Consider the following 24,362-nt stretch of genomic DNA (forward strand, 5'->3'; position numbering starts at 1 on the left):
GCGGGTTCAACCGGTCAGCGCAACACATTGGTTGAAATGCTCCGCGGGTGAAAGATAGCGCAGTGTCTTCCTCGGGCGACGATTGAGCTTCAGCGCAATTTCATTCAATTGTTCTTGCGTATACAGCCCGAGGTTCGTCTTCTTCGGAAAGTACTGTCGTAGTAATCGATTAGTGTTCTCGTTTGTTCCGCGTTGCCATGGACTGCTTGGATCGCAGAAGTAAATCTTCATATCCGTTTCCATCGACAGCCGCGCGTGGGCCGCGAGTTCCGAGCCCCGGTCCCAGGTGAGTGACTGCCTCAGCGCGAGCGGCAACGTCAGGATTTGATCGGCCAAAGCCCTCACCACTGACTGTGTGTCACGTGCGCCAACTTTGATCAGCATCGTGAACCTGGATTGACGCTCGACGAGCGTTGCGATGTGGGTATTTCCTGAGCCTGCTACCAGGTCACCCTCCCAATGCCCTGGCACTGCACGGTCTTCGATTTCTGGCGGGCGCTCCGAGATCGAGACAGCGTCCTTGATCGAGCTGCGCATCGTGCCGAGATTGCCGTGCCGAGACTGGCGGAAGACACGCTTGGTTCTCAGGTGCTTCTGCAACTCCTTACGCAGCACACCGCGAGCTTGAATGTACAAAGTTCTGTAGATCGTCTCGTGGGAAACCTGCATGGCCGGTTCATCGGGATAGGTCCGTTTTAGCCAGCCTGCGACCTGCTGGGGTGACCAGTCGTGAGCGAGCTTCAGGGCTACCGTATCGCGCAGGGAAGTGTTCTGTGCAAGCAAACAGGGCTTGGGTCGTTTGGCGTCGTCCCAAGCCACCTCGTCAGCACGAGTCGCACGATACCTCCGTCGACCTCCGTGGCGGGACACCTCGCGACTGATGGTCGATGGCGCGCGTCCCAGTTCGCGTGCGATGTCTCGAAGCGAGCGATCAGCTGCCAACCCGCGAGAGATGCACTCTCTATCGCCAAGCGTCAGCGCCAGCCTCGATCGTCTTCGGGTCGCTGGTCGGATTCCGCCATGCAGCCGAAGCACGCCGAAAATCGAAGCTGGGAACTTGCCCAGAACCCGCGCAATCTCGCTCTGGAACTCACCGCGCTGCCATCGATCCCACAGTTCGGTCTTCTGAGCGTCAGTGAGCCCAGGCCGCCCCAGCTTGACCATCAATCACCTCCCTCGACAATTCGTCGAATCTTGAAGTGTTGCGCTGACCGGTTGAACCCGCCCTGCAGCCGAGGCATTCTCGGTGAAGGCGAGCAGAGCGGTCCACGAAACAGTCAGTATCTGAGGGTGGGACTGCGCCGACATCAGCTTTACTCTCAAGCGGTCACGCGGGGAGGCGACCGTGAGATCGCTTTTCATTTGCAACGTGCCTGTTGATGACGGAGTGGCGTTCGGGGTTGAGCGTGACGGCGAGCACCGGCGACCAGTTTCGGGTTATGCCTGACCATCGCGGGGTTGTGGTCGCGGGCCTGTTTGTAGAAGCCATGACGCGTGGCCAGGATCGGACAGTCAGCCTCTCCACTGCAGCTTCCGCTTCTCGGCAAAGGCCTTGGATAATTCCTGAGGCCATCGCGGCGAATTACTATTTCACGAAACGTATCCGGCCGAGGCCTGTGCAGCAGATGCTCTTCACGATCGAAGCGCGAGGCGTTCAGGCTGGCCAGTCTGAAATCGCTCGCTCGCGCCGCAGATAGGCGTTCCTGCACATTGGCAACCGGACCGTAACAGGCGCGAATCTGTCGAAGGCGAATGCAACGCTGCTAGATTCAGTGCGTGACGGAGACTTGGAATCTTGCGTGAAAAGCGAGGTAGTCCAACGCGGTCTCCACGGGCGCTTCGAGCATCGGCACATGTCCAATGCCGCGCAGAATGGTATGGCTGGCCTGTGGCAGGAGCCGGCATTGCACCGCCACGCAGTCCACGTTAATCAGACGGTCCTCGTCGCCCCATAGAATGTGCGTCGGCGTCTGCAGCCCCACCAGCACGTCTTCCAGGTGGGGCGAGTGTTCGATGATGTCCACAAACTGTTTGAGCCGCAGCTCGCGGGCTACAAGGGCGCGACGGCCGAGCACGTCGAGTACTGCGCCGGGGAAATAGGGAGGCTTGGACATCACCATGCGCAGCAGACTGCGAAACTGTTCCAGCGTGGCCGGGATCAGCGGATTTTCGCCGCCGGATTCCAGGTTCTTGAGCAGTTCGCTGGGCGTGGCGCTGAAGGCACCGGCGTTGTTGATCAGCCACAGGCTGGCGGTGTTGGTAGGGTAGGTCGCGGCGTACAGCGCCGCGATGTAGCCGCCCATGGAATTTCCCGCGAGATGCGCGCGGGTCACACCCAGCGAGGCGAGGAAGGCATGTAGACGTTCCACTTCGTCCTGCACGCGGTAGCGCGCGCCCAGCGGTGCGTCGCTTTCGCCGTAGCCAGGCAGGTCCGGTGCAATGATGCGGAAGCGGCCGCGCAGTTGCCGCGCGAGGCGATTCCAGTTGTCCTTGTCGGCGCCGAACCCGTGCACCAGCACCAGCGGCTCACCGCTGCCGCCGCTGTCCAGATAGGCCCAGTTGAAATCCCCAACCCGGCGTTCGTGACGGCGCAGGCTGGCGCGCGAGCGCTCTGCCTGCACGGCTAGGTGCACCAGCCTCTCGGGCGCGAGCCAGTAGACCAGCATCAGGACCGCAATCAGGGTTAGCAGGATCAGCAGCAGGGTTTGCACGGCGGACTCCGGAATTTGCGGGACGATGCTTCAGGCGCTGTCAGTGGAAGATGCGGTGTACAGGTCGCGGTACTGGTCGCGCAGCGGATGCTTCTGCACCTTGCCGGTCGCGGTCATTGGTAGTGCGGTGAGTATGCGGATCGCTTTGGGCACCTCGAAGCCGCCGAGGTGTTCCTTGCAGTGGCGGATCAGTTCGGCCTCGTCGGTCTTGGTGCCGGGCTTGAGCACGACGAAGGCAGTGATCGCCTCGATCCAGCGCGGATGCGGCAGCCCTACGACGACGGCATTGCCGACGGCGGCGTGGCGCAGCAGCGCGGACTCGACCTTGATCGAGGGCACGTTCTCGCCGCCGGTCTTGATCATGTCCTTCTTGCGGTCCTTGAACATCAGCAGACCGTCATCCCACATGCCCAGATCGCCGGTGTGGTGCCAACCGAAGGTGCGCGCCTCGGCGGTGGCCTCCGGGTTCTTGTAGTAGCCCTCCATCACGTTCGGGCCGCGATGCACGATTTCGCCGATTTCGCCTGGACCGAGGATACGACCCGCGTCGTCCATGATGGCGGTGTCGTTGAGGATGGAGGTGACGCCCCAGTACGGGCCGAAGCGGCGCAGTTGTTCTTCGGGCCGGAACATCACGGTCATCGGGTACATCTCGGTCTGGCCCGAGCCCAGGGTGAAGTTGGGGCAGAACTCGCTGATCAGGCGACGCAGCAGGTTTTCGGCCATCGGCGCCATTGCATAGAAGCACAGGCGCAGGCTGGACAGGTCGCGTGACGGCCGCGAGGGATGATCCAGCATCGCCTGGTACATCAGCGGCAGGGCGAAGATGAAGGTCATGTGTTCGCGCTCGATGTCTGTGAGCAGGCGATCGGCGTCGAAGCCGCGATGCAGGATCGCGGTGGCACCCACCACCATGAACGTGAACAGGAAGGTGTGCTGTGCGCAGTGGAACAAGGGCATCATCGCGTTGCCGATGTCCTCGCGCCGCAAGCCCATCTCCATCGCGTTGGCCAGCGCCGCCATCACCACCGCCTGGTGCGTCTGCATCACGCCCTTGGGCCGGCCGGTGGTGCCGCTGGTGTACATGATCTGCGACACGTCGCGGTCGTGGATCTCGACGTCCGGCTCGTTCGCTGGCTGCGCGTCCAGCGCGGCGTTGAAGGCGCGCAACGCACCCGCAGCGGGCCCCTCGATGACCAGTCCGCAGCCGGGTTGGGTTTCCAGCAGCATGCGCAATTCCGGCCGCAGCAGCTGGGCGGAATCCACGATCGCGTAGCGCGCCTCGGCGTGTTCGACGATATAGCGCACATCGTCCAGCCCCAGGCTGGTGTTGATCGGCACCCAGATCAGCCCCGCACGCTGGATGCCGAAGAAGGCCACCACGAAATCCAGCGAGTTGTTGCACAGCGTGACGACGCGCTCGCCCGGCAGCAGGCCGTCGGCGATCAGGGCGTTGGCGCAGCGGCTGACGCGCGCATCGAGTTGTCCGTAGGACAGCCGCACCTCGCCGTCCACCAGCACCGTCTTGTCCGGATCGCGTTGCGCGGCGCGACGCAGGAAGTCGCCGATGCTCACGCGGCTGATGGCACCGGGAGCTGGCACGCCGAGCGCAACGAGCGAAGAGGTTTTTCGATTCGGGTTCATCAGGATTCTCCGCCGCTGAGTGATTCGCTTGGCGCGACTAGGACCTCGCAGGGCTCAGGCTGCGGACAAGTCGCTGACGACTTCCTGCTCGAAGTTCGCAGCCGCACTCTGCTGCCCCCAGGTCGCCATCTTCGGGTAGAACTTTTCCCAGGACGCGAGGATTTCCGCTACCGGTACGTCGGGCCGGCTGCCGTGATCGCGCAAGTATTCCATGTGCTTGCGGCCCGATTGGTCGAGTGGGTGGAACAGCGAGTCGGTCTGGCCGTCGAACTCCAGCGGCCGCACGCCGGCCTTGTCGCACAGGGAGCGGTTGAATGCAGGCGTGGCCTTGACCCAGCGCCCTTCGATCCACAACTCGGTGTAACCGTGGTAGACGAACTCGTCGGAGTCCATCAGCTCGCGCAGGCGCGGACTGGTCAGATGGTTTTTCACGTCGGCGAAGCCCACGCGCGCTGGAATGCCCGCAGCTCGCGCGGTCGCCGCCAGCAGCGCCGCCTTCGAGATGCAGAAGCCGCTGCCGGTCTCGACCACGACGCTGGCGGTGAAACAGCGACCGACGGCCTGGATGGCGTAAGGGTCGTAGCGGAATCCGTCGCGCACGACGTAGTACAACGCCACTGCCTGTTCGCGCACGGTGCCGAAGCCATGCGTAGTCTGCTGCGCCAGCGCCCGTACGGCGGGATGATCCGAGTCCACATGCGGCCCTGCTTGCCGATAGAAGTGCAGCTCCTCGGGAGTGGTCATGACAGGCACTTGGGCATCACCGACAGCGGAAAGCCATCGAAGGGCTGCGAGCGGTCGCTAGGGGCCGGCTCCCAGGTGTGTCGTGCATTGGGCACTCCACCGTCCACACGGATGCAGCTGCCGGTGATGAACGCTGCGCCGGGCGACAGCAGGAAGGCGATGGCGGCCGAGACCTCGGCCTCGTTGCCGAAACGGCCCAGCGGCACCTTGTCCTTGTAGCCGCGCAGTTTGGCCTGCATGTCGGCATCGTAGGTATCGAAGCCGCTGGAGGCGATCCAGCCCGGCGCCACCGCGTTGACGCGCACTGCCGACTGTCCCCATTCGCAGGCCGCGCTCTCGGTGAAGTTGAGCATGCCCGCGCGCGCCGCACCGGTATGCGCCATGGTCGGCATGCCGCCCCAGATGTCGGCGATGATGTTGACAATGCTGCCGCCGTGCGCGGCCATCCACTGGTTGTAGGCTTCCTTCGCCACGATGAAGCCGCCGGTGAGGTTGTTGCGGATCACCGCTTCCCAGCCCTTCACCGAAAGATCCTTGACCGGCGAGGGATACTGACCGCCAGCGTTGTTGACCAGCGCGTGGATCGCGCCGTGCTGGCGGATCACGTCGGCGATCATCTGCTTGACCGTTGTCTCCTCGCGGATATCGCAGACATGGCAGCTCACCTTGCCGCCGCGTGCTTCGATCTCGGCTTTCACGGCCTCCAGCTTGTCGATCTTGCGGCCGACGATGGCGACGGTGGCGCCGAGGCTGGCCAGCTCATGCGCGGTGCAGCGGCCGATGCCGCTGCCGCCGCCGGTGACGATGTGGGTTTCGCCCTTGAACAGGTCGGGCTTGAACACGGAACGGTATTTCATGATGTCTCCGGAAGGGCTTTTTTCGGGTGGTTGCGCGCAAGGCTCAGCGCATCAGCAGGTTCAGGGTGGCGACGACGACCGGCTTGTCCGGCGTGGTCTGCCAGGCTTCGATTCTCAGGTTGCTGACGCGCTTGCCCAGCTTGACCATGTAGACGTTGGCATAAGTGTCCTGGGGTCGGCAGGACAGCAGGTAGTCGATGCTGAAATTGATGGTCTTGGGAATGGACGGCGCGTCCGTGCTCCACAGCATGTGGAGGATGCCAGCGCATTCCAGAAATCCGCCAATGGCGCCGCCATGCAGGGCCGGTACCAACGGGTTGCCGATCAGGCTCGGCTCGTAGGGCAGCACGCTGGTGAAGGACTCCCCGCGCACATCGACGCGCAGCTTGAGCATGCGGGCAAAGGGAATGGCCTGAGGAAGGCGGCTCCAGTCGCCATGCCGGCGAATGTCGGCGACCGTCTGGGCGAGGCTCATGCCGACTTCCCCTGCTCTCCGAACGACCGCTGGCCGGCGGTGAACATGAACACGCCGACGCAGGAGGCGAAGGGGTCGCTGGCGTCCTCCTCGTAACTGCAGCCGCGCACGAAAGCCAGTTCCGGTGTGACCTTGTAGCAGAGTGCCCGCGTATAGACCTTCGCGCCGGGCCTGGCCGGACGCAGGTAGTCTATGCGCAGGTCGAGTGTGGCCATGGGCTGGAACTGCTGGATGCGGAAGAACACCGCGAAACCGAAGGCGGTGTCGATCAATGCAGTCACGGCGCCGCCGTGCAGCACTCCGCTGTCGGGGTCGCCGACCAGTTCCGGGCTATAGGGCAGGGCCAGGACGCAGCCGCCGTCCTCGGCCGATATCGCCTCAATACCCATGCGGCCGGTGTAAGGGGACACGCTTAGAAAGTGTGACCAGGCGCTGGCACCGTGAGAAGTTTGCATGGAATCAGGCAAGGTGCAGGCTGGCAGGCAGCGCGCCGGTGGATGAAACGGTGTGAGGTAGTGGATACCAGCGCGCGTCGGCGTCACACCTGACCTCGGCCTGCTCCTGCAGGTACTGAAGGTGAGCCAGCGATTCCGTCAGCGCGAGGAAGCGGTCGAGTACGTCGCGACGCCGGCCATACACGGCTGTGGCGACGTCCATGCCCTTCATGCCCGGCAGCAGGCGTGCGCGGAACTTCTCCAGTGCGCGCTCGTGATGATGGATCAGCCCGCGCGCGCGGGCCACGCCACCGGCATAGACCTCGTGATGCGCCGGCAGCACACAGCGCAAATCCAGCGCTGCCGTCTGTTCGAGGCTCGCGAGGTAATGGCGTAGCGGATGGCGGTCGCCCCAGGGCAGCAGGCTGAGATTGGGCGTGATGCGTTCCAGCAACTGGTCGCCGGTCAGCAGCAGGCCAGCCTGCGGTTCGTGCAGGCAGAACTGCGCCACGCTGTGACCGCCCTGCACCAGCACCTGGAACCGGTAGCGGCCGACGTGCAGCACTTCGCCGTGTTCGAGCGACTGCGACTGGAAGCCTGTGTCGCAGGCCATGAAGCGGCGCAGCAGGTCGCTGGCGATGGTGCTCGCGTCGTCCGCAGGCATGCCGTGATGCTCGAAGTAGTGGCGGCAGGCGTCCATCGCCTTCGGTGTAGGCAGCGCGGTCTGTTCGGCCGAGTGGCGTTCTTCCGGACGCAGATACACGACGGCACCGGTGCGCTCGCGCAGCCAGCGCGCGAGACCCAGATGATCCGGATGATGGTGAGACACGACGATGCGTGTCAATCCGCCCGCCAGCGGTCCGGCCAGCAGGCGCTCCCAGCAGGCGCGCGCGTGGGCGGTATCGACCCCGGTGTCGAACAGTAGCCAGCCTGCACCGTCGCGTACGAGATACAGGTTGACGTGATCGATGCCCTCGTCCATCGGCAGGCGCAGCCGCAAGATATCCGGCGCGACCTCGATGAGGTCGTCCGGCACCACGGCGGTCTCGGCGGTCGTCGCGTTCAAAGTCGCTTGGCCACTTCTTCGAGCATGACCTCGGTCGCGCCGCCGCCGATGGACTGGATGCGCGCATCGCGGGCCATGCGTTCGATGGCGGTTTCGCGCACGTAGCTCATGCCGCCGTGGAACTGCTGGCAGGTGTACATCACCTCGTTCACCAGCTCGCCGCAGTAAGCCTTGACCATCGAGACTTCCTTCACGCACTCGCGGCCCTGCGCGTCCAGCCAGGCCGAGTGGTACGCAAGCTGGCGACCGGCCGCGACCTTGGCCGACAGCATCGCCAGTCGCTGGCGGATGGTCTGCTTGTCCCACAGCACGGCACCGAAGGCCTTGCGGTTGCGCACGTAATCCACCGTGAGATCCAGCGCCTTCTGCGCTTCGCCCATGGCCTGCGCGCCGAGTACGATGCGCTCGTTCTGGAAGTTGCGCATGATCGAATAGAAGCCTTTGTTCTCGCCGCCGATCAGGTTCGCGGTCGGTACGCGGCAGTGGTCGAACACCAGTTCCGCAGTATCCGAACTGAGCCAGCCGGTCTTTTTCAGGCTGCGACCGACACTGAAACCGGGTGTGCCTTTTTCCACCGCGAAGATCGAGATGCCGCGCGAACCCTTGACCGTGGCGTCGGTCTTGGCGGCGACGAAATACAGATCGCCGTGGACGCCGTTGGTGATGAACATCTTGCTGCCGGTCAGCACATAGTGATCGCCGTCGCGGACCGCGCGGGTCTTGATACCGGCCACGTCGGAGCCGGCATCGGGCTCGGTCACGGCGACAGCGCAGATAATCTTGCCGCTGACGATGCCCGGCATCCAGCGCGCAAGCTGCTCGGGCGTGCCGAAATTGCCCAGGTGCGGAGATGCCATGTCGGTATGCACCAGCACCGTCACCGCGAAGCCGCCATAGCTGGAGCGGCCGAGTTCTTCGGCAAGGATGGCGCTGTACACCGTATCCAGTTCCGCGCCGCCATAGCTCGCCGGATAGCGGATGCCCAGATAGCCGAGTTCGCCGAGCTGGTGCAGCACTTCGCGCGGCACCTTGCCGACGTCCTCCCAGGCGTCGGCCTGCGGCACCACCTCGGTGTCGATGAAGCGGCGCAGGCTGTCGCGGAAGCGCAGGTGGTCTTCGGTGAGAAACGAGATCTCGCTCATGTGAGGCGTCTGCAGTGGAGGAGGGAATTCACATCGTGGTGTAGCCGCCATCGACGACCAGTTCGGCGCCGACGACGTAGGACGATTCATCCGAGGCCAGGAACAGCACGGCTTGCGAGACTTCTTCCGGGCGTGCGGGGCGGCCAGTCAGGGTCATCGCCAGCGCCGCGGCGCGGAACTGCGGCTGGCTCAACATGTCCTGGGTCATTGGCGTGTCGATCACGCCGGGGTGGACCGAGTTGACGCGAATCTTGAACGGCGCGAGGTCCACGGCGCAGGACTTCGCCATCAGCCGCACAGCGCCCTTGGAGGACTGGTAGGCGGTGGCGCCGGGCGCACCGATGAGGCCGTAGATGGACGAGATGTTGATGATGGAACCAGCACCCGCCTTCTGCATCGCCGGCACCACGGCGCGGATGCCAAAGAAGCAGCCGCGCACATTGACGTTGAACACGCGGTCCCATTCTTCGGTCGTGGTTTCGTGCACCGGCTTCATCAGCAAGATGCCGGCGTTGTTCACCAGCACGTCGATACGTCCGTAGCGGGCGATGGCGCCATCCACCACGGCCTTCCACTGGGTCTCGTCGGTGACGTCGAGCGGCACGAATTCCGCGCGGCCACCGGCCTTGCGGATGCCGGCGGCGACCTGCTCGCCGAGTTCGGCGTTCATGTCGCTGACGATGACCTGCCCGCCCTCGCGCGCCAGCAGCTCGCAGTGCGTGCGGCCCATGCCCATGGCGCCGCCGCTGACCAGAATCACCTTGTCCTGTACACGTCCCATCATCGTTCTCCTCGAAAATTATGGAACGGACACACAGGCGCTGTCGGCTGTCTTGCCCTGTCGAAACGCCTTGAGCGAGCCGCTGTGCATCACGCGACCCATCAGCGGGCGGCCGATGATGTCCTCGGCCATGCGCGAGGCCTCGATCAGTTTTTCCAGATCGATGCCGGTGTCGATGCCCATCTCCTGGCACATGAACACCATGTCCTCGGTGCAGATGTTGCCGGAGGTCTGACGTGCCTTGTGGCCGGCAAAGGGGCAGCCGCCGAGACCGGCGACCGAACCGTCGAGCAGGCTCACGCCCATCGACAGCGCGGCGTAGACGTTCGCGCCGCCGAGGCCGCGCGTGTCGTGCAGATGCAGGCCGATCTTCGCGTCCGGCGCCAGCTCGCGCACCGCACCGATGCGGCGCTTGACGTCTTCCGGGTTGGCCCAGCCCATGGTGTCGGCGAGGTATAGGGGCGGCAGTGGCAGCTTGCGCTCGCGGAACATGCCGATGGCGTGGCGGAAGGCATCGACGACCGTTTCCTGCGACACCGGCCCGCCCAGGTTGCAGCCCCAGGCAGTCATCACGTAGACCTTCTGCGGGAACGCGCCGTCGGCCAGGTAGCGATCCAGCCAGGCCTCCTGCTCGGCGCGCATCTCCATTGCCGTGCGGTTGTTGTTCCGCATGGCAAAGGCATCGGTCAGGTAATACATCAGCGGCGCGTGGTTGAACGCGCCCTCGACCGCGCGCGCCCTGCAGTAGCCCGACTCGTTGAGCCAGAGCAGGGTGTAGCGCACGTTCGGGTTCTTCTTTATATCCGCGAACAGCTCCAGCGTGTCGGCCATCTGCGGCACCTTGCCCGGGTTGACCAGGGAGCCGACCTGGATCTGGCGCAGCCCGGTCTCGGACAGCGCATCGATCAGTGCGGCACGCTGCGCGCGTGGATAGGTGACCGGCTCCATCTGGAAGCCTTCGCGCACGCCTTCTTCGTGAAACTCGACGAACTTCGGAAAATCACTCATTGCCTTGCTCCGATAGAACCGCTGCCGGCCTTCACGTCGTCACTTCGCACAGCACGTCACCGCGGCCGACCATGTCGCCGGCCGCACAACGCAGGCCGCGCAGCGCGCCATCGCGCTCGGCCACGACCTGCAATTCCATTTTCATCGACTCCATGACGAACACCGTCTGTCCCGCCTTCACCGCATCGCCCTCGGCGGCGAGCACCGCGACGACCTTGCCCATCATCGGCGCCTTGAGTTCGCTGCCGACCACGGCGGTCGCCGCGGAGGCGGCCAGCGGCGGGGTGGCGTCGAAGCGGCTGCTGCCGCGCGTGCTGTGAACCTCCACCGCCGCGCCATCCGCGAACAGACGCAGTTCCAGGCTGATGTCGCCGCATTCCAGCAGTCGCGCGCCGTCGGCCGCATCCGACAGCCGTGCGCGCAGGTTCACTGTGGCCTGCGCGTCCGCCGCCAGCGCGATGTGGGTGTAGCCCTGCGCATCCGGCGCGGCGAAGTGCACCGCCCAGTTCACGTGGCCTGCGGCGAGCATCACCGAGGGCTGCGGCGAGGGCAGGCAAGGTCCGTCCTGGGTGCGCCAGCCGCTGAACCCGGGCTGTGTCCACACGCCCCAGTCGCTGCGGCCACGCTCTCGCACCAGCCACCACAGCGCCGCGGCGGCGAGGTGCTCGGCGGGCGTCTCTGGCGTGCGCGAAGATGGCCGCCAGCGCTCGTCGATCAGGCGCGTGTGCATCCGGCCGCTGCGCGTCTCTTCCCAGCCCAGCAGTTCGCGCAGGAAGCCGAGGTTGGTGGTCAAGCCCACGACGTCGCTGGACGCCAGACCGGCGCACAATCGGTCGAGGGCCTCGACGCGGGTGGCGCCGCGACTGACCAGCTTGGCGATCATCGGATCGTAGAAGGGCGTGATCTCGTCGCCCGCATCCACGCCGCTCTCGACGCGCAGGGACTCGGCCGGAAAGCGCAACCAGTGCAGCTTGCCGGCGCCTGGCAGGAAACCGGCTTCGGCGTCCTCGGCATAGACGCGCGCCTCGAAGGAATGGCCGGTGACCGTCACCTGATCTTGGGTGAGCCCCAGCGTGCCGGTCGCGGCAATGTGCAATTGCAGTTCGACCAGGTCGAGCCCGGTGATTTCCTCGGTGACCGGATGCTCGACCTGCAGGCGCGGATTCACTTCCAGGAAGTAGTACTCGTCGCCGCTGACGATGAATTCCACGGTGCCGAGCCCGCGATAGTTCAGCGCTGCGGCCAGACGGCAGGCATCGTCGAGGATGCGCGCGCGCAGGCCCGCTTCCAGGCCTGCGGACGGTGCTTCCTCGATCACCTTCTGGTGACGGCGCTGCAGCGAGCATTCGCGCTCGTACAGATGAATCGCCCGGCCGTGGCCGTCGCCCGCGATCTGCACTTCGATGTGGCGCACCTGCGGCAGGTAGCGCTCGACGATCATGTCGCCGCTGCCAAATGCTTGGGCGGCCTCGCGCATCGCGCTGTCCACGCGCGCGGGCAGATTCTCGAAGTTCTCGATCAGCGCCATGCCGCGCCCGCCGCCGCCGGCCACGGCTTTGAGCAGCGCCGGAAGGCCTGCGGCGCGCACCGCTTCGATCACGGCAGCCGGATCTGACAGGCCGGTAACATCGCCGGGCACAGTCGGGATCCCAAGTTTCGCCGCCTCGCGCTTGGCCGAGGCCTTGCCGCCCAGGCGTTCCATGGTCTCGGCGGTGGGACCGACGAAGCAAAGCCCCGCCGCCTCGACCGCGCGCACGAACTCTGCATTCTCGGAGACGAAGCCGTAGCCGGGATGGATGGCATCGGCACCGGTCTTCTTCGCCGCCGCGATGATGGCGGGAATGTTGAGATAACTCGCTGCGGGTGCGGCGGTGCCGACCAGCACCGACTCGCCGAGCTCGCGGACATGGCGTGCCCGCGCATCGGCCTGTGAATGAATTCCGACGACGGCAATGCCCAGTTGCCGCGCCGTGCGGGCGATGCGACAGGCGATTTCGCCGCGGTTGGCGATCAGCAGTTTGTGGATGGGTTTCATTGGTGCACCCGTCAGAATCGGAACACGCCGAACTGGGTCTTCTGCGCCGGAACCCGCGCCGCCAGTTCCAGCAGCAGGGCCAGCGTGCCGCGCGTTTCCAGCGGCTCGATCACCCCGTCGATCCAGCCGTGCGCAGCGAAGTTGTGTGCGCCCTGGAGGTCTTCGTAAATTTTGCGCACGGGTGCCTTGAAGGCTTCGCGCTCCTCCTCGGTCCAGGTTTTCTTCTCGATCTTGAGATTGGTCTCGCGCACCAGCGACAGCACCATCGCTGCCTGTTCCGGCCCCATGATTCCGGAGCGGCCATTGGGCCACGCGAACATGGCTGTGGGCTTGAACGCCCGCCCGCACATCGCCAGATACCCTGCGCCGTAGGAGGCGCCGATGTTGAGCGTGTACTTGGGCACGCGCGCCGAGCTCATCGCGGTGATCATCTTGGCACCGTGCTTGGCGATGCCGGCCTGCTCGACATCCTGCCCGACCATGAAGCCGGTGACGTCGCTCATGAACAGCAGTGGCACGTCGCGCTGGCAGCACAGGTTGATGAAGTGGGTGCCCTTCATCGCGCTGTCCGGGAACAGCACGCCATTGTTGGCGAGGATGCCGATCTCGTAACCGTGGATGCGGGCGAAGCCGGTCAGCAGGGTCTCGCCGTACAGCGGCTTGAATTCCTGAAATTCACTGTCGTCCACCAGTCGCGCCAGGATCTCGCGTGTGTCGGTCGGGTATTTCGGATCGCGCGAGATGATGCCGTAGATCTCCGCCGTATCGAAGCGCGGTGGCCGCGAGGGCTCCTGCTTGCGGCGCGACGGCGGCACCTGTCCCAGTTCGCGCACGATGTTGCGCGCGATCAGCAGGGCGTGGCGGTCGTCCTCTGCAATATGGTCGGTGACGCCGCTCTTGCTGCAATGCATGGCCGCGCCGCCGAGCGACTCGGCGTCGACGGTTTCGCCGGTGGCGGCGAAGGTGAGTTCGGGGCCGCCCAGGTACATGAAGCCCTGGCCGCGCACGATCACGACTTCGTCGCACAGCGCCGGGATGTACGCACCGCCGGCCGTGCAGGGGCCCATCACCACCGCGATCTGCGGAATGCCGTCGCCGGACATGCCGACCTGGTTGTGGAAGATGGAGCCGAACTGGCCGTCGTCCGGAAAGATGTTGGCCTGATCGGGCAGGAAGGCGCCGCCGCTGTCCACCAGGGTGATGCAGGGCAGCCGGTGTTGCCAGGCAAAGGCTTGCGCACGGACGTGCTTCTTGCAGGTCAGCCCGAAGTAGGTTCCGCCTTTCACGGTGGCGTCGTTGGCGATGATCATGCACGGGCGGCCGGAGACCAGACCGACGCCGGTGATGATGCCGGCACCGGGCGGAACGCCCTCGTAGCGGCCGTCGCCGGTGAGTTCGCCGAGCTCGAGGAACGGCGAGCCTGGGTCCATCAGCAGTTCGATTCGATGCCGCGGCAGCACCTTGTTGCGCGCCAGGTGTTTGGCGCGCATTTTTTCCGGGCCGCCGGCGCGCGCCTCGACGCGACGCGCGTGCAGGTTCGCGATGCGTTCGGCGTAGGCGGCCTGGTTGAGCGCGAAGGTCTCGCTGCGTGGCGAGACTCGGGACGACAGGATGCCCATGGATTCAACGCGCCTTGAATGGTGGATTGCGCAGCGGCTGGAACGCCGCGAGTTCCGCGCCGACGACCGCGCTCACTTCTTGCTGTCCCTGGCGTACTGCACCGCGACGCGGCCGACGCGCTCGCGGGCCACGATCAGCTTCATCACCTGGGCGGTGCCATCGCCGATCTCCAGGCCCATCACGTCGCGCAGGCGCTGCTGGTGCGGCAGGTCCATCGACCAGCCGTAGTGGCCGAAGGTCAGCAGGCACTGGTGAATCGCGTCGACAGAGGTCTTGGGTCCGAGCCACTTCACCATCGCGGCCTCGGCGGTGTGCGCCTCGCCCGCATCGCGCAGTTCCAGCGCGTGGTAGCAGAGCTGGCGGGTGGCGGCGATCAGCGTGTCGTATTCGGCCAGCGGAAAGCTTACGCCCTGGTACTGCGCCAGCGGCGCGCCGAAGGCGGTGCGTTCCGTGCTGTAGGCCCAGGCTTCATCGAGCGAGGCCTGCGCCGAGCCGATGCACTGCAGCGCGATCAGCACGCGGCTGTAATCGAAGCCCTGCATCACCTGCACGAAGCCCTTGTTCTCGTCGCCCAGCAGGTGGTCGGCAGGGATGCGCACGTCGTCGAAGAAGACCGAGCCGCGGCCGATGATCTTGCTGCCGGAGTCGTTGAAGTGCGTGCGCTGCACGCCGGGCAGCGTCAGCGGAACCAGGAAGGCGCTGATGCCGCGTGCGCCGTCCTCCACCGCGCCGGTGCGGGCGAACAGGACGATGGCGTCGGCCTGGTCGGCGAAGCTGATCGAGGTCTTCTCGCCATTGAGCACCCAGGAATCGCCGTCGCGGCGGGCCTTGAGGAGCAGGTTGGCGGCGTCCGAGCCGCCGCGCGGCTCGGTCAGACCCAGCGCGACGATGGATTCGCCGAGGATCATGCGCGGCAGCCAGTATTCGGCCAGCGCGGGTTTTGCATACCCCGCGATCACCTTGCCGGTCAGCGAGGCCATCAGCGGCACGTAGCTGACATTGATGTCGCCCCAGCCGATCTGTTCGATCAGGATGCCGGTGGTCAGGCCGCTGGCACCGAGACCTCCGTACTGCTCCGGCAGGTCGGGCGCGATAAGGCCTAGCTCGCCCATCTCGCGCACCAGGTCGCGATCCAGGCGCTCGGACTTTTCACGCTTCTGGTAGTCCGGCAGCAGTTTCTGTTCGGCGAAACGCCGGGCGGTGTCGCGTAGTGCGCGCTGGTCGTCGGTAAGAATCATTTGAAGTCTCGGCTGTTCGGTGAGGCAGCGCCAACGATCGTTCGGCGTTGGCGACTGAGGGTTAAATATAACAAACAGCCGTTAGAATTATATCTAATATTTCCCTCGGGAGAGCCAGATGAGCGAGATGTGATGCGACGGCAGGGTGGCGATTCACCATAATGACGACACGCCTTTCGTGACAGACGCGCTGCAGCGGCCGCAGAGGCTGCGGCGGGCTACGGAACCAGAGGGGCGGGTCGAGATGCCGGCTGCAGGGACGACAGCATCAGGATGCCGACGGTGACCAGGGCGGTGCCGGCGAGCTGGATGGCGGTGACCGGCTCGTGCAGCAGCCAGGCCGCGAGCAGCAGCGTGCTCGCGGGTCCGATCATGCCGGCCTGGGTGGCGTGTCCTGCGCCGATGGACCTTACCGCCATCATGGTCATGAAGATCGGCAGAGCCGTGCACAGCGTTCCGTTGGCCAGCGAAAGCCACCACACCGGCGCCGGCCATTCCAGCAGGCGTTCGATCGGGTGGATCAGCGGGTATTGCGCCACGCACAGGAATGTGGAGACGCACATCGCCAGCGCCACCAGACGCACCGCGCCCATGCCTTGCATCAGCCGCTCGCTGAGCAGCAGGTACACGGCGTAGAGCACGGCGCTGACGGCGATCAACGAGGCGCCCCAAGCCAGGTTGGGGCGTCCGAAGCTGCCCAGTTCGTGCCAGAACACGAGCACGATTCCGGCGTAGGCCAGCGCCAGCGACAACCATTGCCGGGGCTGTACCCGGCGCCGCAGGAACACGATGCCGAGCAGCAGCACGAAGCTGGGCGTGAGGAACAGGATCAGCCTTTCGAGTCCCGCACTGACATATTGCAGGCCGATCAGGTCGAGCATGCTCGACGCGTAGTAGCCTATGAATCCCAGCCCGGCGACGCGCAGCAGATCGACCGTCCGCAGGCGCGGGGCCTGCCGCCAGGTCCAGATCGCGACCGCCAGGAACAGCGGGCCCGCAGTGAGCATGCGCAGGGTGATGACGTCCACCGCGTCCAGCCCGTGCTGATAGAGCAGTTTGACGAAGACCACCTTGGCCGACAGCAGGACCGCGCCGCCAGCAGCCAGGGCCAGACCGCCGCGATGACCTAGGACCGGCTGTGCCGAAACGACAGCTGAGTGCATGAACGCCCTGCGTGCGAATGCCCCTCGACCGGCAGGCAGATCGGAATGTGGATTACCCGCGCCCAGGGACCAGGCAGGAGTGGATGGACTCGTCGCCGGGAATCTGGCGCGCGAGTGTCTTGATGGCGAGTTCGGCGTCCACCAGGTCGAAGTCGTGGGTGTGCATCTTCTCCACCGGCACGGTGCCGGATTCGATCAGGTCGATGGCGCTGCGATAGCCGCTGGAGGTCACGCCGATGGCGCCCTTGATGGTGATTTCTTTCATCACGATGTGATCGGACACGAAGTCCGGAATAGGCTTGAAGCCCTTGACCCCGGCCAGCACTACGGTGCCTCCCGCCCGCACGAAGTACAGCGAGTCGAGCACCGGCCGCGTGGAATACGAGGACACGTCCACCACCACTTCGGCGCCGACGCCGCCGGTGAGTTCGGCCACGCGCTTGCGCGCGTCCTCGTTCTCCACGTCGATGCAGTGATCGGCGCCAAACAGACGCGCGAGTTCCATCTTCTTCGCATCGGCCGCCAGCCCGGTGACGATGATCTTCTTGGCGCCCGCGCGGCGCGCCGCGATCACGCTGGACAGGCCGCGCTGCCCCGGCCCCATGATGACCACGGTATCGCCCGGCTTGGTACGCGGAATCTCGACCGCCCAGCGAAAGCCTGCGCCGAGCGGATTGAACATCACCGCAATCTCGGGTTTCAGGGCCTTGCTCATCTTGTGCACGATGGCGTTCGGATGCAGGTACATGTACTCCGAGTACGCGCCCCACAGGCCCGGCGCATCGCTGAGCGGGATGTAGGAATAGATGCGCCGGTCGCCGCACAGGTGATAGCGGCCCGACAGGCAGGTGTTGCAGCAGTGGCAGGCGATCATCGTCTCCACGGCCACGCGATCACCTACGTCCACCTTCCAGCGTTTCGCGGCGCGGTCGCCGATCTTCTCGATGATGCCAAGCGGTTCGTGACCGGGTACCACGGGCATGGGCATGCCCAGCACGTCTTCGAACTGTTCGTAGTCGCTGCCGCAGATGCCGCAGACCTCGACCCGCAGGATCGCCGAGTCCTCGTCGATGTCGGGCAGAGGAATGTCCATTTTCTCCAGCCGGCGTTTGGCGGTCAGCACCATGGCAAGACTGCTCTTGGGAAGCATGCCGATCCCCTCGTTCGGAAGTTGAATTCTGTCGCGAGCCAGCATACTGTCTAACAGTTGTTAGGGAAAGTGCGACGGTCCGCAACCCGCCAAATCTTTCCCGGATTTCGATGTTCCAACGCCAATAACGCCAATCAAGAGTGCCACCATGACCGCAGCTCCCCCTGCGCGCGGCAGCGCGCTGCGTATTCCCATGATGAGTGTCGAGGAGGCCCGCGCCATCGCCGCGCGCGAAGGTCTCCCCGCGATCATGGCCCCGCTCAGCGTGTTCCGGGTGCTGCTGCACCACCCTGCCCTGGCGCGCTCGCTGGGTGGCTTGCTGAAGATGTTGCTGCTGGAGGGCAATCACCTGGATGGCCGTTTGCGCGAGCTGATCATCATGCGGATCGGCTGGCTCACCGGCTCCAACTACGAATGGACGCAGCACTGGCGCTTCGCCCGCGACATGGGCATTCCGGAGAACGTGCTGCTGGCCTGCCGGTCGTGGGAAAGCGCCACCGTTCTGAGCGCTGCGGATCGCGCGATCCTGCGCGCCACGGACGAAACCATGGACACCGGCCGGATATCGGAGTCCACCTGGGCAGAGTGCGAGCGTCACGTCACCAGCATCCAGGCGCGGCTGGAACTGGTGGTTGCCATCGGCAACTGGCGCACGTTTTCGCAACTGCTGCTGACGCTGGGGATCCCGCTCGAAGACGGTCTTGATAACTGGATGCCGGATGGCGTTCGCCCGGCGCGAGCGCCCGCCGACTTCTGAGTCCGTCGTCCTCTGCTTTCACCTACTTCTGCGCGGCGACGTGCCGGCTGCGATGACCGACTGACAACCCTGAGAACCCCATGAACCAAGGAGAAAACCGATGAGATTCGGCAGCGTGAACTTCGAGAAGCGCGGCGCCGTGGCGCTGATCACCCTGGACGAGCCGGGCAAGCTCAACGCGCTGTCGGCCGGCATTCGCGAAGGCGTCACCGCGAGCCTGGCGCGCATCGAGACCGATCCCGAGATCCGCGTCGGCATCATCACCGGCAGCGGCGAGAAAGCCTTTTGCGCCGGTGCCGACATCAGCGGCTTCGACTTCGCCGCCAGCGCGGTCAAACAGTTCATCGAGGAGATCGTGACGTTTCTCGCCGCGCCGGAATCGTGCAGCAAGCCGCTGATCGCGGCGGTCAACGGCATGGCGTTCGGTGGCGGCTTCGAACTGGCCATCGCCTGCGACTTCATTCTTGCCTCGGAGCGCGCGAAGTTCGGCGTGCCGGAAATCCAGTTGGGCCTGCTGCCGGGCTTTGCGGTGGTGCGTCTGGCCGATATCGTCGGCCGGCCCAAGGCCAAGGAGATGTCGATGCTTGGCGATCCGATCAGCGCCGAGGAAGCCGTGCGCCTCGGCATCGCGTTGCGCACGGTGGCTCCCGAACGTCTGCTCGAAGAAGCGATGGCGATGGCCGAAAGGATTGCCTCCAAGCCGGCCATGGCCGTGCGCATGGCCAAGTCCTTCTACAACCGTGGCCTGGGCGGCGACGATCTGCGCGCCGCGCGCGATGCATTCCCGTTCCTGTTCATGACGCCGGATGCGCGCGAGGGCGTTACCGCGTTCCGTGAGAAGCGCAAGCCAAACTTTTCCTGAAAACCCATCACTTCGGAGTTCCAATGTCCAGCAAACGCAAGCCCATCCGCACCACGATGGGATTCTCCACGCCCGACCGCATCGTCGTCCGTGGCTTCGATCTGCCCGGTGAACTGCTAGGCAAGATCAATCTTGGCGACATGGCTTTTCTGGAGATGATGGGACGCGTCCCGACGCCGCAGGAGTCCGTGCTGTTCAACGCGCTCGCCGTGACCCTGGTCGAACACGGCCTGACGCCCAGCGCGCTCGCGGCGCGGCTTACCTATGCCGGGGCGCCGGAGTCGATTCAGGGAGCGGTCGCGGCCGGGCTCGGCGGCCTGGGCACGGTGTTCGTCGGGACCACGGAAGGGTCGGCCAAGCTGCTGCAGGCAGCGATTCCGGACCGCAGGAATCCCGGCGATCTGGATGCGATGGCGAAGAGCATCGTCGCCGACTGGCACGCGCGAAAAGCCATCATTCCGGGCATCGGACATCCGCTGCACAAGCCGATTGATCCGCGCACGCCGCGGCTGTTCGCGATTGCGCGCGAGAACGGCTTCGACGGCCCTTACATCGCGCTGATGGAGCGCGTCGCCGACGAGGCCGCGCGGGTCTACGGCAAGGTGCTGCCGATCAATGCGACCGGTGCCATCGGTGCCTGCTGCTCGGAACTCGGGATCGCCTGGACGGCCTGCCGCGGGATCGGCGTGCTGGCCCGCGCGATCGGTCTGGTCGGTCACATCATGGAAGAAATGCACTCGCCCATTGCCAAGGAAATCTGGACCCGGGCCGAGGATGAAGCGCGCGAATACGCGCTTGGCACACCCACCGGCGGCTGATCGCGACAAGCCTTGCAACGGCCACACACAGGAACCCACCACCATGCGGGACGCTTTTATCTGCGATGCGGTACGCACCCCTTTCGGCCGCTACGGCGGCATTCTTGCCAGCATTCGCGCGGACGATCTCGCCGCGTTGCCGATCCAGGCGCTCATGCGCCGCAATCCGGGGATCGATTGGTCTGCGCTCGATGACGTGATCTACGGTTGCGTCAATGGCGCAGGCGAAGACAGCCGCAATGTCGCGCGGATGGCGCTGCTGCTCGCCGGGCTGCCGCAGGAAGTCCCCGGCGGCACCATCAACCGGCTCTGCGGATCCAGCCTCGATGCGGTGGCGATTGCAGCGCGAGCGATCAAGGCCGGCGAGGGCGACCTGCTGATCGCCGGCGGCGTGGAGAGCATGACGCGCGCACCGTTCATCATGGCCAAGGCCGACGGCGCTTTTCCGCGCGCCGTGAAGATCGAGGACAGCACCATCGGCTGGCGCTTCATCAATCCGTTGATGAAGGCGCGCTACGGCGTGGACAGCATGCCGGAGACAGCCGAGAACGTGGCCGAGCAGTTCAAGATCGAACGCGCCGCGCAGGATGCGTTCGCGCTGCGCAGTCAGCAGCGCTACGCCAGGGCGCTGGCAGAAGGCTTCTTTAAGGGTCAGATCGAGCCGGTGCTGCTGCCGCAGAAGAAAGGCGAGCCGCTGCGTCTGGACGCCGACGAGCCGCCGCGCCCGGACACCACGCTCGAAGGGCTGGCCAAGCTCAAGGGCATCGTGCGCCCGGACGGCTCGGTGACGGCAGGCAATGCCTCGCAGGTCAACGACGGTGCCTGCGCGATGTTGATCGCCTCGGCCGAGGGCGCCGAGCGTCACGGCCTCAAGCCGCGCGCGCGCGTGGTCGCGGCCACCAGCGTCGGCAACGCGCCGCGCATCATGGGATTTGCTCCGGCCCCGGCGGTGAAGAAACTGCTGGCGCGCACGGGCCTGAACATCGGCCAGATGGACGTGATCGAACTCAACGAGGCCTTCGCCGCGCAGGGTCTCGCCGTGACCCGCGACCTGGGGCTGGCCGATGACGATGCGCGGGTCAATCCGAACGGCGGTGCGATTGCGCTGGGTCATCCGCTCGGTGCCTCCGGCGCGCGCCTAGTGATGACCGCCGTGGCACAACTGGAACTCAGCGGCGGACGATATGGCCTGTGCACGATGTGCATTGGGGTCGGCCAGGGTATTGCGCTGATCGTCGAGCGCATCTGAGCCGATGGAGACCGCCTCTGGAGTCGCGAGCACGCCGTCATCCGGGCACTTCGACCCGCGCGACGCGGAGGTGATCCAGAACCCGTTTCCGGCGCTGGCGCGGTTGCGTGAAAACGAGCCGCTGCACTTCAGCGAGGCGATGGCCGGCTGGGTCATCACGCGCTACGAGGACGTGCGCAATTCCATGCGCGATCCGCGCTACTCCGCCAACCGCCTGCGACCGTTCTTCGCACATATGGACCCGACTCGGCGGGAGCGGCTGGCGGCGCTGGAGAAGAACCTTTCGCTATGGGCGGTATTCAACGATCCGCCCGATCACGGCCGCTTGCGCAATCTCATGAACAAGGCCTTCACCACTTCGGTGCTGGCGCACATGGAAGGGCCCATCGCGGAGATGGTGGAGTCGCTGGTGGATGAGCTCGCAGAGCAGGACGGCGAAGTCGATTTCATCCGCGCGTTCGCCTACCCGCTGCCGGCGATGGTGATCGCCGAAATTCTCGGCGTGCCGCGCGAAGACGTGGCGCACCTCAAGCGCTGGTCCGATGAACTCGCATCCTTCGTGCTGACCTCGCGTCTGTCGCCGGATCGCTATGGCCGTGCCGACGCAGCGATCCGCGAGATGCATGACTATTTCGGGCAGATGGCGCAGCGGCTGCGCAAGCAGTCCGACGGCGGCATCATCTCTCGTATGGTGGTGGCGGAAGAAAAGGGCGATTTCCTGTCCGGTGACGAGCTCGTCGCTGCCTGCGTGCTGCTGCTGTTCGCGGGTCATGAGACCACCACGCAGTTGTTCGGCAACGGGCTCTACGCGCTGCTGCGCTGGCCGGAGCAGCTGCAAGGCCTGCGCGCCGGCCTGCATGACCGCAGGCAGGTCGAGAACGCCGTTGAGGAAATCCTGCGCTGGGATGGGCCGGGCCTTGCGGGCGTGCGCGTTCTCAACGAGGACGTGGAACTGCACGGGCAGCGGATGCCGGCGGGCAGCCGCATCTTCCAGTTTGTGGCTGCGGCCAATCGCGATCCCGCCGTGTTCGATGATCCCGACCGCTTCGACATCTCGCGCGATCCGAATCCGCACCTGACCTTCGGCTACGGCATCCACTTCTGCCTCGGCGCCCCGCTGGCCCGCATGGAAGCGCGCATCGCCTGGCCGATCATCCTGAAACGGCTGCGCGACATCGAGCTGGTGGAGACGCCAAGGTTCAGCGACTCGATGATCGTGCGCGGGCTTGAGGGCTTGCGCGTGCGCTGCCGCAGAGCCTGATCGCTGCGGCGCCACGTCGATGCCGACGCTAGGTGCTGCTGGCCGATGCGGGTCGCAGGCGGCGCGCTCATCGTCGCGTTGCAGGCATCGACCCTGAGCGGATAGACTGTCGAACGCTTGTTAGATGAATGGCGTGTTTGCCGTCTCCATCCACAACCCGAACCTTGACGTCCTTGAACTTCCAGCCCAACGAGCAACACGACAGCATCCGCGAGGCGGTGCGCACACTGTGCGCGCGTTTCGACGCGAATTACTGGCTGGACAAAGACAAGCACGGCGGCTTCCCGCACGACTTCCACCGCGTGATGGCCGATGCCGGCTGGCTCGGCATCTGCACGCCTGAAGCCTACGGCGGCTCGGGGCTGGGCATTACCGAGGCGAGCATCCTGATGCAGACCATCGCCGAGTCCGGCGCGGGCCTGTCCGGTGCCTCGTCCATCCACATGAACATCTTCGGGTTGCAGCCGGTGGTGGTGTACGGCACCGAGGAGCAGAAACACCGTTACCTGCCACCGCTGGTGAAGGGTGAGCAGAAAGCCTGTTTCGGAGTGACCGAGCCCGATGCCGGCCTGGACACCACGCACCTCAAGACGCGCGCCGAGCGGGTCAAGGGCGGTTACGTGCTGCACGGGCGCAAGGTGTGGATTTCCACCGCGCAGGTCGCTGACCGGATCCTGATCCTCACCCGCACCACGCCCATCGAGCAGTGCAGGAAGCCCACGCAGGGCATGACCCTGTTCTATGCGCCGCTGGATCGCCGTTATGTCGACATCCGCGAGATCGACAAGATGGGCCGCCACTGCGTGGACTCCAACGAACTGGCCATCGACGGCCTGCCGGTGTCCGACGAGGACCGCGTGGGCGAGGAAGGTCGCGGCTTCGAATACATCCTGCATGGCCTCAACCCGGAGCGCGTGCTGATCGCCTCCGAGGCGGTGGGCCTGGGCCGCGCCGCGCTCAACCGCGCGGTGGACTACGCCAAGGAGCGCGTGGTGTTCGGGCGCCCCATCGGCCAGAACCAGGCGATCCAGCATCCGCTGGCGGAAAGCTGGATCGAACTCGAAGCCGCCGAGCTGATGACGCGCCGCGCTGGCTGGAAATACGACCAGGGTCTGCCTTGCGGGCCGGACGCCAATGCCGCCAAGTTCTACGCTGCGGAGGTAGGCTTTCGCGCCTGCACGCGCGCGATGGCGACGCACGGCGGCATGGGTTACGCCAAGGAGTATCACGTCGAACGCTACCTGCGCGAGATGATGATTCCGCGCATCGCACCGATCAGCCCGCAACTGATCCTGTGCCACATCGCCGAGAAAGTGCTCGGCCTTCCCAAGAGCTACTGAGGGCTAC

General features: G+C 65.3%; 22 protein-coding genes and 1 pseudogene. 6 read left to right on the top strand and 17 right to left on the bottom strand.

What is annotated here, in order from left to right; translation table 11 throughout:
• Positions 1-6: 6 nt before the first annotated feature.
• From Q0D45_RS06550 to Q0D45_RS06630, 17 genes and pseudogenes are all read right to left on the bottom strand, one after another.
• Entirely contained in the window at positions 7-1,164 is a 1,158-nt protein-coding gene (locus tag Q0D45_RS06550) for an IS30 family transposase (RefSeq protein ID WP_293390164.1), read from the bottom strand.
• Positions 1,165-1,327: 163 nt separating this feature from the next.
• Positions 1,328-1,523, bottom strand: a pseudogene (locus tag Q0D45_RS06555) (IS3 family transposase); the annotation flags it as partial.
• A 246-nt stretch (positions 1,524-1,769) separates the two neighbouring features.
• On the bottom strand, positions 1,770-2,711 hold the full coding sequence (locus Q0D45_RS06560) for an alpha/beta fold hydrolase (RefSeq protein ID WP_293390167.1): 942 nt from the start codon (positions 2,709-2,711) through the stop codon (positions 1,770-1,772).
• Between the two features lie 30 nt (positions 2,712-2,741).
• Positions 2,742-4,355 (bottom strand): AMP-binding protein, encoded by a 1,614-nt coding sequence (locus Q0D45_RS06565; RefSeq protein WP_293390169.1) that lies wholly within the window; start codon positions 4,353-4,355, stop codon positions 2,742-2,744.
• Between the two features lie 54 nt (positions 4,356-4,409).
• Positions 4,410-5,099, bottom strand: a complete 690-nt coding sequence (locus Q0D45_RS06570; RefSeq protein ID WP_293390171.1) for a transglutaminase family protein — start codon at positions 5,097-5,099, stop codon at positions 4,410-4,412.
• Positions 5,096-5,956, bottom strand: a complete 861-nt coding sequence (locus Q0D45_RS06575; protein WP_293390174.1) for an SDR family oxidoreductase — start codon at positions 5,954-5,956, stop codon at positions 5,096-5,098. The genes Q0D45_RS06570 and Q0D45_RS06575 overlap by 4 nt, the downstream gene beginning before the upstream one ends.
• 43 nt (positions 5,957-5,999) lie before the next feature.
• Positions 6,000-6,431, bottom strand: coding sequence for a PaaI family thioesterase (locus Q0D45_RS06580; RefSeq protein ID WP_293390176.1), 432 nt, complete (start codon positions 6,429-6,431; stop codon positions 6,000-6,002).
• Positions 6,428-6,841, bottom strand: a complete 414-nt coding sequence (locus Q0D45_RS06585) for a PaaI family thioesterase (RefSeq protein ID WP_293390179.1) — start codon at positions 6,839-6,841, stop codon at positions 6,428-6,430. Before Q0D45_RS06585 ends, Q0D45_RS06580 begins: the two co-directional genes overlap by 4 nt.
• A gap of 49 nt (positions 6,842-6,890) precedes the next feature.
• Entirely contained in the window at positions 6,891-7,904 is a 1,014-nt protein-coding gene (locus Q0D45_RS06590) for an MBL fold metallo-hydrolase (protein WP_293390182.1), read from the bottom strand.
• Between the two features lie 23 nt (positions 7,905-7,927).
• Positions 7,928-9,073: an acyl-CoA dehydrogenase family protein gene (locus Q0D45_RS06595; protein WP_293390185.1), complete on the bottom strand. Its 1,146-nt coding sequence runs from the start codon at positions 9,071-9,073 to the stop codon at positions 7,928-7,930.
• A 28-nt stretch (positions 9,074-9,101) separates the two neighbouring features.
• Positions 9,102-9,854 (bottom strand): glucose 1-dehydrogenase, encoded by a 753-nt coding sequence (locus Q0D45_RS06600; RefSeq protein ID WP_293390187.1) that lies wholly within the window; start codon positions 9,852-9,854, stop codon positions 9,102-9,104.
• A gap of 18 nt (positions 9,855-9,872) precedes the next feature.
• Positions 9,873-10,862: a hydroxymethylglutaryl-CoA lyase gene (locus Q0D45_RS06605; RefSeq protein WP_293390189.1), complete on the bottom strand. Its 990-nt coding sequence runs from the start codon at positions 10,860-10,862 to the stop codon at positions 9,873-9,875.
• 31 nt (positions 10,863-10,893) lie between these two features.
• Positions 10,894-12,897: a biotin carboxylase N-terminal domain-containing protein gene (locus tag Q0D45_RS06610; protein ID WP_293390191.1), complete on the bottom strand. Its 2,004-nt coding sequence runs from the start codon at positions 12,895-12,897 to the stop codon at positions 10,894-10,896.
• 11 nt (positions 12,898-12,908) lie between these two features.
• On the bottom strand, positions 12,909-14,516 hold the full coding sequence (locus Q0D45_RS06615; RefSeq protein WP_293390194.1) for a carboxyl transferase domain-containing protein: 1,608 nt from the start codon (positions 14,514-14,516) through the stop codon (positions 12,909-12,911).
• 72 nt (positions 14,517-14,588) lie between these two features.
• The gene (locus Q0D45_RS06620) at positions 14,589-15,755 is read right to left on the bottom strand and encodes an acyl-CoA dehydrogenase family protein (RefSeq protein WP_293390197.1); all 1,167 of its coding nucleotides are present in this window, start codon (positions 15,753-15,755) and stop codon (positions 14,589-14,591) included.
• Between the two features lie 218 nt (positions 15,756-15,973).
• Complete coding sequence (locus tag Q0D45_RS06625) at positions 15,974-16,918, bottom strand: DMT family transporter (RefSeq protein WP_293390200.1); 945 nt, start codon at positions 16,916-16,918, stop codon at positions 15,974-15,976.
• Positions 16,919-16,970: 52 nt separating this feature from the next.
• Complete coding sequence (locus tag Q0D45_RS06630) at positions 16,971-18,044, bottom strand: zinc-binding dehydrogenase (RefSeq protein WP_293390204.1); 1,074 nt, start codon at positions 18,042-18,044, stop codon at positions 16,971-16,973.
• 172 nt (positions 18,045-18,216) lie between these two features.
• Between Q0D45_RS06630 and Q0D45_RS06635 the strand changes: the two genes are divergently transcribed.
• The 6 genes from Q0D45_RS06635 to Q0D45_RS06660 all read left to right on the top strand — a co-directional run bounded on the left by Q0D45_RS06635 (position 18,217) and on the right by Q0D45_RS06660 (position 24,355).
• Positions 18,217-18,825, top strand: coding sequence for a carboxymuconolactone decarboxylase family protein (locus Q0D45_RS06635; RefSeq protein ID WP_293390207.1), 609 nt, complete (start codon positions 18,217-18,219; stop codon positions 18,823-18,825).
• Between the two features lie 100 nt (positions 18,826-18,925).
• Complete coding sequence (locus tag Q0D45_RS06640; RefSeq protein WP_293390210.1) at positions 18,926-19,687, top strand: enoyl-CoA hydratase-related protein; 762 nt, start codon at positions 18,926-18,928, stop codon at positions 19,685-19,687.
• 23 nt (positions 19,688-19,710) lie between these two features.
• Positions 19,711-20,505 (top strand): citryl-CoA lyase, encoded by a 795-nt coding sequence (locus tag Q0D45_RS06645; protein ID WP_293390213.1) that lies wholly within the window; start codon positions 19,711-19,713, stop codon positions 20,503-20,505.
• A gap of 43 nt (positions 20,506-20,548) precedes the next feature.
• The gene (pcaF, locus tag Q0D45_RS06650; protein WP_293390216.1) at positions 20,549-21,754 is read left to right on the top strand and encodes a 3-oxoadipyl-CoA thiolase; all 1,206 of its coding nucleotides are present in this window, start codon (positions 20,549-20,551) and stop codon (positions 21,752-21,754) included.
• Between the two features lie 4 nt (positions 21,755-21,758).
• Complete coding sequence (locus tag Q0D45_RS06655; protein ID WP_293390219.1) at positions 21,759-23,015, top strand: cytochrome P450; 1,257 nt, start codon at positions 21,759-21,761, stop codon at positions 23,013-23,015.
• A 173-nt stretch (positions 23,016-23,188) separates the two neighbouring features.
• Positions 23,189-24,355, top strand: coding sequence for an acyl-CoA dehydrogenase family protein (locus Q0D45_RS06660; protein ID WP_293390222.1), 1,167 nt, complete (start codon positions 23,189-23,191; stop codon positions 24,353-24,355).
• The last annotated feature ends 7 nt before the right edge of the window (positions 24,356-24,362 follow it).

This window comes from Nevskia sp. (assembly GCF_023266035.1).
Taxonomy (GTDB): domain Bacteria; phylum Pseudomonadota; class Gammaproteobacteria; order Nevskiales; family Nevskiaceae; genus Nevskia.